Source organism: Solirubrobacter soli DSM 22325, assembly GCF_000423665.1.
Taxonomy (GTDB): Bacteria; Actinomycetota; Thermoleophilia; order Solirubrobacterales; family Solirubrobacteraceae; genus Solirubrobacter; species Solirubrobacter soli.
Genome location: NZ_AUIK01000024.1, coordinates 96,279 through 109,766 on the forward strand (window position 1 = coordinate 96,279; position 13,488 = coordinate 109,766).

At 68.0% G+C, this 13,488-nt stretch carries 6 protein-coding genes; 2 read left to right on the forward strand and 4 right to left on the reverse strand.

Annotated elements, in window-relative coordinates:
* The first annotated feature begins 2 nt into the window (after positions 1-2).
* A complete protein-coding gene (locus G569_RS49820; RefSeq protein ID WP_157592146.1) occupies positions 3-1,997 on the forward strand; it encodes a phospholipase D-like domain-containing protein in 1,995 nt (664 codons plus the stop codon).
* Positions 1,994-4,732, forward strand: a complete 2,739-nt coding sequence (locus G569_RS0119305; protein WP_028064629.1) for a C-terminal helicase domain-containing protein — start codon at positions 1,994-1,996, stop codon at positions 4,730-4,732. The genes G569_RS49820 and G569_RS0119305 overlap by 4 nt, the downstream gene beginning before the upstream one ends.
* A 376-nt stretch (positions 4,733-5,108) precedes the next feature.
* Here the strand turns inward: G569_RS0119305 and G569_RS58430 are convergent, their stop codons facing one another.
* From G569_RS58430 to G569_RS0119325, 4 genes are all read right to left on the reverse strand, one after another.
* The gene (locus tag G569_RS58430) at positions 5,109-6,044 is read right to left on the reverse strand and encodes an NgoMIV family type II restriction endonuclease (RefSeq protein ID WP_053226668.1); all 936 of its coding nucleotides are present in this window, start codon (positions 6,042-6,044) and stop codon (positions 5,109-5,111) included.
* A 341-nt stretch (positions 6,045-6,385) separates the two neighbouring features.
* Positions 6,386-8,353 carry an MrfA Zn-binding domain-containing protein gene (drmB, locus tag G569_RS0119315; protein ID WP_084285233.1) on the reverse strand — a complete coding sequence of 656 codons (1,968 nt, stop codon included), beginning with the start codon at positions 8,351-8,353 and terminating at the stop codon, positions 6,386-6,388.
* Positions 8,290-11,796 (reverse strand): helicase-related protein, encoded by a 3,507-nt coding sequence (locus G569_RS0119320; RefSeq protein WP_037497659.1) that lies wholly within the window; start codon positions 11,794-11,796, stop codon positions 8,290-8,292. Before G569_RS0119320 ends, drmB begins: the two co-directional genes overlap by 64 nt.
* Positions 11,789-13,483, reverse strand: coding sequence for a nuclease-related domain-containing DEAD/DEAH box helicase (locus tag G569_RS0119325; protein ID WP_169542193.1), 1,695 nt, complete (start codon positions 13,481-13,483; stop codon positions 11,789-11,791). The genes G569_RS0119320 and G569_RS0119325 overlap by 8 nt, the downstream gene beginning before the upstream one ends.
* Positions 13,484-13,488: the final 5 nt, after the last annotated feature.

Here is a 13,488-nt window from a genome sequence, read left to right on the forward strand (position 1 = left end):
CGTTGCGTCTCCTCGATCTGTGGATGCCGCCGGAGGGCGCCGGCCGGCCGCTCGGGTGTCTCGCCACCACGTTTACGTTCGACGTCGACTTCGTCGAGCAACAGTGCCTTGCCCGTTATCTCCGGCTGGATGCGCGCATGGGGGAGCGCGACGTCGATGATCTCGGCGCGCTGATCGAACGCGAGGAGAAGCTCGCCGAGACGCCGGTCGTTGTCCTCGCCGACCGCAGCTGCAACCCCGACGCGCGCAGCCTTCGTTGGGACGTGCTCGGCGTCCGCGCGCCGATCGGCGTCATGCACGCGAAGGCCGCCCTGCTCATCTGGGAGCACACGGTCCGGGTGATCGTCTCGTCCGCCAATCTCGTCGAGCGGTCATACCGCAGCAGCCTCGAGATCGCCGTCGCGTTCGATCTAAGCGCGGCGAGCGAGCTCTCGGTGTCGTTCGCGCATGAGTTGGTGGACGCGCTCGCGGGCGTCGTCGCGCTCGTCCCGCCCTGGCAGCCGGGGGTCGGCCCCGTCGTCCGGGCCGCCGCGATCCTGCAGCGGGCGCGCGAGCGGATCGACGCCTTCTCGCTTCCGGCGCGGCCCACCCGTGGCGCCGAGCGGCTCGCCGTCGTCGCGACCGGCCGCGGACAGGACGACGCGCTCGCGCAGCTGGGCAGCGTCTGGCAGGGCTCGCCACCGAAACACGCCACCGTGATGTCGCCGTTCTTCGATGCGGAGGAGCGGGCCAGCCGAGCGGCCGTCCGGCTCGTCGATGTGCTGGCCAAGCGCAGCGCGTCGGTCGACTTCGTCGTGGCGCTGGAACAGCTCGACGATCGCGCCGTCCTCCGAGTCCCGAAGGCGCTCGTGCAAGGTCTGCCACGCCGGATCGAGCGACGCCTCCTCGGTGTGCGTCAGCCGGTGGCCGATGAGCCGCGCGGCCTGCACGGCAAGCTCGTGCTGCTCGAGAGCGACGCGTGGACCGTGGCGCTGGTCGGCTCCGCGAACTTCACGGCGCCCGGGCTGGGGATCGGCGGCGGCAATGTCGAGATCGGCGTCGCGATCGGGACGCGCAGCGACGGCGTGGCCGCACCGGCGTTACGCGCGCTCGCATTGGCCGGCGATCCGATCGAGGGCGCGGTGGAGTTCGACCCCGAGCCCGATCCGGCGGACCGCGTGATTCCGCTGCCGGCCGGCTTCGTCCAGGCGATCGGCGAGCCGAGCACGCCGCCGACGCTGCACTTGGAACTGCGTGCGACCGAGCTCCCTGCGGCATGGGAGCTGCGGCTCGCCGCTGGCGCGCTGTTGCTCGACGCCGACGCGTGGCGGGCCGGCGGACGGCCGTCGCACGTGCACGTGTACCCCGATGAGCTTCCGTTCAACGTTCACGTCACCTGGGAGCACGAGCCGGACGCGTGGCAGCACGCCGCGCTGCCGGTGAACGTCACCGATCCGGCCGCGCTTCCGCCGCCCGAAGAGCTGCGGGCCTTGCCGCTGGAGGCCGTCCTACGGGCGCTCGCGTCCACGCGACCGATGCACGAGGCGTTGGTGGACGCGCTTGAGGGCATGCAGCTCCCACGCGCGGACAGTTTGGAGCTGCTGGATCCGTTGCGGCGGTTCTCCCCCGCCGGGCAGTTGCTGCACCGTACCCGGGAACTGTCCGCGGCGCTCAGTGGCCTGCAGGAGCGACTGCAACGACCGGCCGCGAGCATTGACGGCTTTCGGTGGCGCGTCGAAGGGCAGTTCGGACCGGTCGCGATCGCCGAACGGTTGTTGGAGCAGCGCACGGACGGACGGACGCTTCCGGGCGAGAGCGCGTTCCTGCTGGCCGAGGTGGCTTTGACGCTCTCAGGGGTCGATGTGGCCGCAGCGATGCGCCTGTGCCCCGAGCACGCCGAGGAGGCCGCGACCGTGCTGCGCGGGGCGATCGAGGCGTTGCATGCGTTGGCTCCGCAGGACGGCGAGGGAGCGCTCGGCGCGTACGTCCGCGACGCGTTCGCGAGGGCCGGCGTATGAGGTGGCGGCTCTCAGGTGCGGTTCACCTCGAGGGCGGCGGGATCCAACCGGCGGACGCCGAGCGCCAGCGCCGGACCGCCGTAGAGATCCTGCGCCGCTTCGACGAGCTGCCCGGGGTGGTGCTCGCCGACGAGGTCGGCATGGGCAAGACGTTCGTCGCGCTCGCGGTCGCCGTCTCGGTGATCGAGGCGACCGGCGGGCACAGCCCCGTCGTCGTGATGGTGCCGCCGTCCGTGCGCGGCAAGTGGCCGAAGGAGTGGCGGAAACTCGCCGCCCGCCTGGACACCGACATGGAGATCCGGGCGGCGGAGGAGTCCGTCACGTCCGCCTCGGAGTTTCTGAAGCTTCTCGACGACCCTCCGGACCGGCGCAAGCACCTCATCTTTCTGACCCACGGCGCGCTGCACAACGCCCTCAACGACCCGCTGTTGAAGCTTGCGATCGTCCGCCAAGCGCTGCTGAGCCCTCGATTGAAAGCGCAGCGCCAGGCGTTTCCGCGCTGGGCGGGCCGGATCATCCCCGGCCTCCGGTACAGCGAGGCGACGTGCCGGGCGTTGATCGAGACGCCGGTGAGCAGATGGCGACGGGTGCTGCGCTTGATCGGCGCCGACCCCGGTGATGATCCGGTCCCCACGTCGGTGCTCGACGCACTTCCACGCGCCGACCTTGGGACCCTGCGCGAGATCATCGAGTCCCAGCTCCCGCTGCGCTCGAGCCAGAGTCTTGAGCACCGCCTCAAGATGATGCGCAGCGCTACGACGACGGAGGTCACCGCTATCTGGAAGCGGTGCCTCGCGGAGCTCGATCTGGACCTGCCTCTGCTCATCCTCGATGAGGCTCACCACGCCAAGAATCCCGCGACACGGCTGGCTGGGCTGTTCGCCAACCAAGAAGCCCGCGAGGAGGTCGAGGCGCTGCGTGGCGGGCTCGGCGGCGTGTTCGATCGGATGCTCTTCCTCACCGCCACCCCCTTTCAGCTCGGTCACGAGGAGCTGATCGAGGTACTCCGGCGCTTCATCGGCGTGCGCTGGAACGACCTGGATCGCGCGGCGTACGAAGCACGGCTTGAAGAGCTGAGGAGGGCGCTGGACGACATGCAGGCTGCGGCGCTGCGGCTCGATCGCGCCTGGGGTCGGCTCACGCCGGAGGACGTGTCCGCCGCGCGGCGCTCACGCTGGTGGGCGGACAGCGGGGAGCACGCCCCGGACAGCGTGCGCGCGGTCGCTGCCACGTGGTCCGAAGTCCGTGAGCGCGCCGGGGCCGCCGCCACGGCGCTGCGCCCCTTGGTGGTCCGGCACGTGCGCCCCGACCGGGATGCTCGCCGCGAGCTGTGGTGTGGGCGGTCGATCGTCAGCGGAAATGTGTCGGACAGCGGCGGGCTCGGCGTCGACGGGGCCGCCGTGCTGCCGTTCCTGCTTGCGGCACGGGCGCAGGCCATCGTCGCGGCGTCGGGCCTCCGCGACCACCGCGCGGTGCGTGCCCTTTTCGCTGACGGGCTGGCGTCGTCGTTTGAGGCGTATCGGCGGACAAGGCTCCCGGCGACCGCCGGCGAGGACCTCGACGACGCGGTCGCCGGGATGCACATCGAGCTGCCCGCGAGCACGCAGTGGTACCTCGACCGGATCGCGCAGGCGCTTCCCGACGAGGATCGCGCCGCGCTCGGCTCGCACCCGAAGGTCGCTGCGACGGTACACCGTGCGTTGGCGCTCTGGCGCGCCCGCGAGAAGGCGCTGATCTTCTGCTTCTACAAGGCCACGGGCCGAGCGCTGCGGCTGCACATCGCGCGCGGAATCGAAGCCGAGATTGTGCGGCTCGGGGCCGAGTCGCTGCGCATCGACGCGCGTCGCGACACGGACGTTCTCGGAGAGCTCGACACGGTCCGCGAGCGTCTCTTCCGTCCGGGGTCGCCGGCGCGGCGCTACGTCGAGCGCGAGCTCCTGACCGTGCTCAAGTCAGCCCTGAGCGGAGACGAACTCACGCGCGCGGCCGATCTCAGCCTGCGCTTCCTGCGCACGCGGTCGTTCCTCGTGCGCTACACCGATCTCTCCGCCGAACCGCGCGCCGCGATGGAGCTGGCGTTCGAGCGTCGGGATGCGTCGGGACGGGGGCTGCGTGAGCTCGTCGGGGCGTTCGGCGCGTTCATCGCGCGCCGCGAGGAAAGCGAGCGGGCCCGCTACCTCGACGCGCTGGAGAGCATCGGCGTGGGTGAGATCTCCGTCCGCGACGACGAAGGTGAGCGAGAAGGGCTGATCGCGAACGTCCGCCTGGCCAACGGTGACGTCGCGCACGAGCAGCGCGAGCGCTTGATGATCGCGTTCAACACGCCGTTCTTCCCGGAGGTGCTGGTCGCGAGCTCGGTCATGGCCGAAGGCGTGGATCTGCATCTCAACTGCCGGCACGTGATCCACCACGACCTCGACTGGAACCCGAGCGTCATCGAGCAGCGCACGGGGCGGCTGGACCGGATCGATAGCAAGGGCGAGGTGACCGGGCTCCCGATCCTCGTCTATGAGCCATACGTCGAAGGCGCGCAGGACGAGAAGCAGTTCCGCGTGATGAAGGATCGCGAGCGCTGGTTCAACGTCGTGATGGGCGATCAACTCGAGCTCGATGAGCTCCACACCGATCGACTGGCTGACCGCGTCCCGCTCCCTCCGGACGCTGCGGCTGAGCTCGTGATGGATCTCGCCGTCGTACCGCTCTCAGGGAAACCGAGCCGCGCTGGTTCCAACTGACTCGGGATGACGGCGTCACCGAGGTGGCGAGGACCCCGTCGGGGAGTTGACAGTTCTTTGATTCGTTTTTCGGAGGGCTCTGAGCTGGCGTAGCCGGCGAAGCTCTGTCCGGGAGGCATCAGAGGATGGGCTGCTCGATGATCGAGAGGATCCGTTGAGCAAGACCCGTAAGTACCGGAAGTTCAGACAATGGGCGAAGATACTCTGCCAGGCCGCCGCTCGAAGCGGGTCTGGCAGAGCAGCGGTGCCGCGTGCCGCGTGAGCACAGCGAGAGCATAGCCGCATCTCATGTTATGGCCGACCGCACACGCCGGGGCACCTCGAGACGCCTTGGCGGGAGTTCGCTCGCTAAGCCGCCACGCGCAGCCGGTTTAGCTCAGGAACAGAGGTCGAATGGAAGGTCGCTGACGTCACGGAGGCGGTCTCCATCACGCATGAGCTCGAACTGCCCGATCTGGTCGCTCAGGGCCTTCTTGCGTTGGGTGGTGGTTGCCGCCGCGAGGCTGTCGGCGAGCGCATCCGCGAGGAAGTCGAGCCCGATGTGGTAGACGCAGTCGACCTCGCCTGTCCCGATGGCGATTGACCGCAGACGTGACGGAAGCGGCTCCGCTGTCACGACGACCATGTGTGGCATCCGCCCCTTCCGGTGCCGCATCAAAGCGATAGCTTCGGTCCGGATGTTTTGCGCGCGATCGCTGCGGAACGTCCACTTGCACGAGACGTTTGCGTGTAGGAGATCGTGCTGTCCAGGCCGCCGGTTCAGAACCGCTGTGCTCATCGCCAGGCCGCTGGATGAACTGTAAAGCTTGCCCGTTCGCGGTGCGGTCGTCGCTGGCGTCGGGCGCCGGAGGACAACGACATCTGCCTGCACCTGGTAGTCGCTCGCAGTCACGGCGCGGAACTGCTGACGCGCAACAGCCGACGTCGTTACGGCAGGATCCTCACCGATCTGACGGAGGATCTCGAGGTGAGCGTACTGCGCGGTATCACGGATATGCACGCCGCTGCGGCAGTGGAAGTCAGTCGCAGGCGAAACGGAGACGAGACTCGCCGTGCCGTTGACGAACGCTTGGTCCACGTACTCGCGCACATGCACGTCGAACCTCTTCCCGACCTCCTGGCCCTTGAGGGATACGCCCTTTGCGGGAACGAAGCCCGCTGCCGCGAGGCGCGCCAGGAAGCGCCGCCCGATCTCCACGCTGACCGCCGAACTGCTGTCGGACATCGTCGGTTTGGCGCCGCCCTTGTAGCCGAGGATGTCCGTGCACAGGGCAGCCGCGAACGCATCGCGCCGGGTCTCGATAAGTGGCACGCACAGCGGGTTCGCGCAATAGATGCGAAGCCCTTCGTGGTATGCATTTCTGGGCGCCTGCTTGCGCGCTCACCGCGAGCGTTGCGCGTTCCAGTGAGGTGAGTCACGGATGAGAGCACGCCCGCCGCGCGGGCACCGGTGAGGCGCACGTCCTCTGGTGTTCAAACCAACGACTCTCCGGGCATCAGGTGTCCGGCGGGGGTTGCCTCACGAGCCGCGGCCGCGAAAACGACGTGATGGCGTCTATCCGGAGTGCCGATAGTCCCTTGGTGACCGAGGCGCGTGAACCGCGGCGAGGTCTCCACCCGGCCGATCGAGCTCGGCCTTGGCGTCGACGCCGTTCATGCCTCCCAACCGCAGTAGGGGAAGAAGCCGAGCTCGGGATGGTTGGGCGTCCCGACGACGAGCCCGCGGTCAAGGAAGCGGTTGAACTCCTCGCAGGCGGTCTCGGGCACGAGCGCGCAACTGTGGCACGCGGCCAGGTTGCACGAGTCGGGGCCTTGCCCGGATGACATACCGATCTCCATGCAGACCGGATCCGACGCGCACCAAGTGGCTCCGCGGAGAGCGGCATCGAGGACATCCTCGAGATAGTCCGGCTTGCCCATGCGCACCAGACCGCCCATCGTGCCTTCCGCGTCCCCGGCTGCGGTGTAGATCAGGACGGCGGCCTGCTCTTGGCCGGTGGCGGACGACACGTACAGGCGCTCCTTCAGGGCGGCAGAGCTGTATCCGCACTCGAACGACAGCTGGTTCATCAGCAGGTGCGCGAGCGTGTGGACGAGCACGAAGCGCGCGGTCAGATCGCGTTCCCGGAGGTCCCGCTTCGCCCGCGCCTTGGCGTAGAACTTGACGAGCTTGCCGACGTGCTCGCGCACGTCTGGTTGCGCTTCCCATTTCTTGAGCCGTGCTTCGCTGAGCCGTAGGAACAGGCCCTCGCCGAAGACGCAGTAGCCGGGAAGCCATCGTTCTTGGTGAGGGGGCGGGACCTTCCAGAGCTGTGCGAGCCGGTGTTCCCGGTCGGGAGGTTGCTCGGGGAAGATCCTACTGAACCCGGCCAGGACACGAGTCTCGCGGAGGCGTTCGACGAGGTTAAGCGTGCTGAACGCGGCAGAGATCACGCCGGCGTAGTCGTCGGCGTCGCGGCGCTGGACCGTCAGTTCCGGCGTGTCAATGACGTCGCTGAGGACGGCGGCCTCGGCTCTGCGGAACTGCTCCTCGCTCTCTTCGTCGTCACCGTCATCTTGCGGGACTTCCCGGGCGCCGAGCTCCACATCGAGCGCGGCCTGGGCCGCTGCTTCAACCTCGGGGTCCGAGTACTTGCGTAGCATCCGCTCGTAGCCGCCGGCCCGGAGGCGCTTGGCGTCTGGTGCGCGATCACTGTCGTGATCGGTCACGACCCTCGTGATCAGGTCGGGCGTCGCGAGGATCAGCGCAACGAGTTCCTCAGCGGCGCTCGTAGCGGTGGTGGCGGGCAGGTAGATGGCGCTGCGTATGACGCCGAAGTAGACGTTCGATGCTGCCCGCAGGCTGCCGCGCAGTGGCCGGTTGCAACTATGCGGCTGCGAGCTTCCGTGCTGCGGAGTGACGCCGTTGCAGTTGTAAACGGTCCCGGGTTCCAAGTTGCGGGCTAGGAAGGACGAGTCCCCTTCAGCCTGCGTGATGCTCCCGAGGTTGCGCTTGGCGCCACATGAGCACGTCACGCGCTGGTTGGCCAGCGTCGCGCCGCCCGTCGAGAACAGCTTCATCGTTCCCCTGCACCCCGGGGCCGCGCTCCGGTGGACCCACTCGCGCCACGGGAAGTCCTGCAGGTGGCCTGCGTCGCACATCGCGACAAACGGGACCTGCGCCAAGAAGCGCTTGCGCCCTTCGGCTTCGCACGCGGTGCACTTCTGCCGCCCGGTTGCCTCCAGGCGCACCTCGCGGAGCGTCTTACACCACGGGCAAAAATGCCACTGCGGGAAACGCAGGAACGGGACGGTCAATTCGACGTTAGGTACGGCATGGCCACGCCGGCGGCGGCGGTAGTCAGGCGGCAGGCGGAAGTGGCCGACGCCGAGCCGCCGCTGCAGCCGCCATTCCTCGATCCGGAATTCGGCGTCGTCTGCGGCGGTGCCGTCCTCGTCTTGGCCGAACCAATGATCCAGGCCTGCTGCGATCATCGAGGTCCCGTCGGGCGCGACAAGCATGGCTCCGGGCCCGAACGGGCTGATCATGTGGGCGCGGCGTACAGGTGCGCGCGACATCAGGCCCGGTCCCGCTCGTATTCCTCGGCCAGCAGATAGGCCTGCGTTACCTCTCCCCGGCATTCGGCGTCGACGTTGCGCAACGATGTCGGGACGGCCCACGACAGAAGCTGCTCCTCGCGGCTGGCGTAGCTCCCTGCGAACCGCAGTAGCGCGTAGTCCTCTGAGTCATTGTCAGCGAGCCAGTCTGAATAGCCCCATGTGCGCCACTGCTCAGCGCGTTTGGCGAAGACGGCGGCGAGCTGCTCCGACTCGTCGGGGTCGACGTAGTCGACGCGGTTCTGCAGGAGCTGGCGCGCGGCTTCAAGCAGGTCATCAGGCACCGGCCGGGGACCGGTGCCATCCTGAGCGAGCTGCCGAATATAGGCAACGATGACGGCGTGTAGAGCGCGGTCGAGCACAGGTGGCGCGAACGGCGTGACGCTGGTTGGCTCAACCTGAGCGTAGAGGCGCTCGTGGTAGGAGCGGAACTTCTCGAAATGCGATCTGTCGCGCGGTTTGGAGGCGCTGTAAATCGTCGCGACGAGCCCAGGGCGTTCCCACCAGCTACGGCCGACTCGCCCGGTCGCCTGGATGTATTGCGCGGTCGTCTTGGGCTGGCCCACGACTGACATCAGCGATAGCCGGTCGATGTCGACGCCGACCTCGACGATGTTTGAGGCCAGACAGACATCCACTGCTCGATTCTGTTCTTCTGTGACGCGCACCTCGAGCTCTTCGATTGCGGCAGGCACTTCGTCGTTGCGCAGGCGGCCGGTCAATTCCGTGTCCCGCCAGATCCGCCGGACTTCGGCGGCTTCGAGGCCGAGGCGCTTAGCAAGGACGCGGAAGTAGTCCGGGATATCCGACTGCAGCAGGGAGACCGAGGTCCCGAGCTCTCGCAGCGAGTTGAAGAACACGAGCAATGTCCACCAGGGATCCCGGACGTCTGCGTCGAGCATGTAGGCCGCTTGCTGCAGCGTGGTGAACGTGCGCACCTGCGCGGTCTGCACGGACCCCAGGCCTGCTCCGTGGATGCCGACGTAGACGCGGCCGTGCTCCAGCTTGCCCTCATCGTCGCGCGCGTAGCTCGCGAAGTAGGAGTCGCCCGCATCGATACCTCGTGGCGGGAACAGCGCGACGCGATCTCGTGCATAGAGGTCCCTCACCTGCTTCTCGTAGCGGCGGATCGTGGCGGTTGAGCCGACGATCTTCGGCGGCACCGGATCACCGCTACGGCGGTCAGTCGCGAGCTCGTGGACCACCGTCTCGTACAGGCCGACCATCGAGCCCAGCGGCCCGGAGATTAGATGCAGCTCGTCTTGGACGATCAGGTTCGGTGGGCTTACTTCGCGGTGGCCGCCGCTGGTCAGCCCGAACAAGCGGCGGGCCTCAGGGCGGAAAGCGAGCATGGCGAACTTGTCGACCGTGCCAATGACGAGGGAGGGCCTGCGCTCGTAGACATCCTCGTCGATGACGTAGACGGGCAAGCCCGTGTGGAATTCGCACGTCCCGTCCGGGCACCGCAGCGCGACGGACTCCTCGCGGGCGACATAGCCGGCGATCTTTGGCTCGGTCCTCGCGGGGCGGCCTTCCTTGGACGCTTTGATGGGTCCCATCTGCGCTGCGCACCACGGGCAGCGGAGCAGGATGAACGGGTTTTCCCCGTCGCCGTCGCGGATGAGCTTACGCAGCGCCGCGACCGCGTCCCGGCGCGAGTTGGGTGTCACGGAGCCGCCAAGCCACACCCCGATGGAGATCTCGTGATCGCCGAGGGACTCGGTGCGCTGCTTGCGGATGTACTCCATCGCGCAGATCAAGGCCGACGCCCGCTGGAACTGCTGCGCGGTAAGCAGGCGCAGCGTGTACCGCATCAGGACGTCTACGCCCGCATCGTCCCCGTCCCGGAGCCGCCGGTAGAAGATCGAGAATGCGGTGAGTGCGAGATACGCCTCGGTCTTGCCGCCACCCGTCGGGAAGAAGATGAGCTCGACGACCCCGCGCTCCGGATCGGCCCCTTGCGCGGTCGAGCGGAGAGAAGCCAGGACGAACGCGATCTGGAACGGACGCCATGCGCCGCGGCCCTCGGTCCGAGGCGTGAAGCTGCCTTGGATCTGTATGCGCTTGGCTTTGCGGTCGTAGATCGTCTCCCGCAGATCGTGGCCACTGCGCTGCTGCTGCAGCAGCATGGCCCAGTTCGCGAGCCGAAACGCTTCGGCCGCCAGCGGGTCCTTTCCTGAGACGAGGAAATCAATGCCGTCCTGCATCCGGTCGCGGGCCTCACGGCAGAGGCGCATGTGCTCCACGGCTGCATCCCGGTGATCAGGGACCCCATCGATCCGCGCCGCCTGCTTCTCGATCCACGCCGCGTAGCCGGCCACGATGTCCCTGAGTGACTGGACTCCGTCGTCGTCCGCCACCATCCCTGCCAGTGGCTTCATGGGAACCGCGATCGTGTTCCCGTCGTCGTCTTTGATCTCTGGTGTCGTACTGGGAAGCTCCACCTCTGGAAGTGCGGCGGTCAGGACTTCCGTCGCCCGGTGACTCCCCTCCGGCGCGCTCCAGTCGGCTGAGCACCCGTGGCCGATGGCGAAGGCCGGAACATCCCGGTACAGAAGGGCGAGCGAGGCGAGCTCAGGATCTTCGCCGAGTCGCTGCCGCTCCTCGTAAGGGCAGAAGATCGCAGCGCCTGCGGCTCTACAAGCAAGCTGCACCTGGAAGATCGAGGTGCTGTCGGGCGCTTTCGCGCTCGAGCGGTTGACGGCGCTGACCGTCAGCAGGCACCGGCCGCCGCCGAGAGGCCTTGTGAAGGCCGCGATGTCCAGGGCGATGCCTTCAGGCAGCACGCCTTCGGTGATCTCAGCGGCGACCATCCCGCGGCCCGCCGTGAGCGACGCGCGGGGAAAGCGCGCCGAAACCGTGAAGGGCTCGCGCAGCCACCAGGTCCACCGAGCACCCGTCGAGCGGATGGCGATTTCCTTGCCGCGATAACGGGCGCCAGAAAACCCGACCTCAAGGTGTCCAGCGTCCGACAGGTCGCACACGAAACTCAGGCCGAGGCTGCTCGGGCGGAATCCGTTGGCGGTCGTCAGCGGGAGATCATCGTCGGCCGCTTCGCGCGAGATCGCCCGCCGCGCCGTGAGCCCGTCCGTAGCGTCGCCGCGGTCCCTATCCGCAGTCGCCTCGGCTTCGGCGACATCGAGCGCATCCTCCTCGGCACCGTTGGTGGCAGGACTGCTCCCGATGGCATCGAGCGTGTCCTCCTCGGCGGCGCTCTTCGCGGGATCGGCTTCGAGCTCGAGCCCGATCGGATAGAGAACGCCCACCCCATAGCGCTTGCCTGGCCTATCTCCGGTCAGGATCTCTTCGCCAGTCCCCGACTGCCGGTACGGGCCAGCCGCGGCTGGCGGTGCGTCGAATTCGAGCTTGCCAGCGCAGTCGATCTCCTTGCCAGCAGGCGACGGTCCCACTAGCTCCGCGCGGAGCGCAGCGAGTAGGCGCTCCCGCGCTGCGATGAAGTCAGGCATGACGCTCCTCAGCGTTGAAGCGGTCCATGAGGTCCAGGATCTCGTCGCGGAGCACCGCGTCTGCGAAGACGTACAACTGCTCGGTCGGCCTGGTGGTTGCCGTGTAGAACAGCGACCGCGCTCTGTCGCCATGGACTTCGGCGATGTCCGTAACGAGGACAATCGGCGCCTCGAGCCCTTTGAAGGCCTGAACCGTCGCGTACCTGATGAGGTTGCGTGCCGGATCCTGCGCGTACGGCCGCAGGCGTTCCTTCCACGGTGAAGGCAGGCGCTTCGCAATGCTGTCGCGGGCCGGGGAGAGGAGCACGACGTCGCGGCCCTCGGCGCCGCCAGCGTAGAGCTCGGCCAGGACCGCCTGCACTTCCCGCGCCTGATCTCCAGCGGCGGTGAAGTAGCGGATCCGCGGTGCGCGTCCACCATCAGGGCGGCGGACGGCCGCGTACGCAGGCTCTAGCCGGGACAACATCGTGACCCAGCGGGCGATACGCGGCGTGTTCCGGCAATTCGCCCGCAGGGTGTACACGGGAGCCGGCCCGCGTGACGCAAGGAACTCATCAAGACCGACATCGGCCGCATCGAAAAGAGCCTGCCGCTCGAAGTCGCCGAAGAACGTCCAGCGGCCCGATGACAGCCCGCCAGCCAGTTGCAGATCCAGGAAGTCGAGGTACGCATCGCGCAAGATGTCCTGGGCCTCATCGACCAGTATCCGGTCGTACGCCCCCCCGCCCTCCTGGTCGAGAAGCGCGGCGACTGCGAGATCCGGGAGTTCATCCCGGAACCACTCGTCGCTCGCTGCCTGCGGCGGCGCAGCGCCGCTCACGCGCAACATGCATTGGTGCAGGGTGCTGGTGGTCACTCCGGGTAGGTCCTTCGCCTGGCTCGCGATCCAGGCGCCGAGAAGCCGGTTGAAGCACACGAGCAGGACTCGCTCACCTTCGGCGGAGGCGCGGCGGGCGGCTTCGAGTGCCAGCAGCGTCTTGCCAGTGCCCGCGGGGCCCTCGAACACCACGCGCGGGTTGCGGCTGAGGCCGTCCAGAGCGGCGTATTGCTCCGCGGTGTAGGCGAGGAGTTCCGCGGCGACCTCGTCGCGGCGCCGTGCGGCGGCCTGCGCGACTTCGAACCTCGGTCGCAATACCGCAGCGATCACGTCGCACTGGCGCTGGCTCGGGACGCCGCGGATGGCCTTGTGCGGGAGGCAACCGCGAGCGTGCGTGAGGATCGCCGTGACAAGTTCAGCAATGGACGTGCGGCGCAGGTCCCGACTGTCGATGACTTCCCAGTCGTTCCACTCGACCGCGGGCTCGCGGAAGTCCACATGCGTGAACGCAACCGCTGACCAGGCGATGATCGCGTCGGCTTCCGCCCGCCGCCGTTCTCTCAGCACGCCAAGCAGCGAATGCATGTTGTCCTCGGCCTGCTTGAACGGGCTCCGCGTCGTGGGCTGATCGTTGCCGAGCCGCCACCGGCCGTCTGCGTCGCGGGATACGCGGCGGTGTGCCTTCACTTCTAGGCACAGCATCCCGAGTTCCGGCGCGAGCACCACGAAGTCGGCTTCGCCGCGCACCTGGCTGATGTGGCGCGGCAGATTGAAGGAGTGAAGGACGGTCCACCCTCCGGTGGCCGGATCGTCGCGGAAGCGCTTGAAGAGCTCTCGCTCACCCGGGCTTGCGGTGTCCGGGGCAATCACGGAAG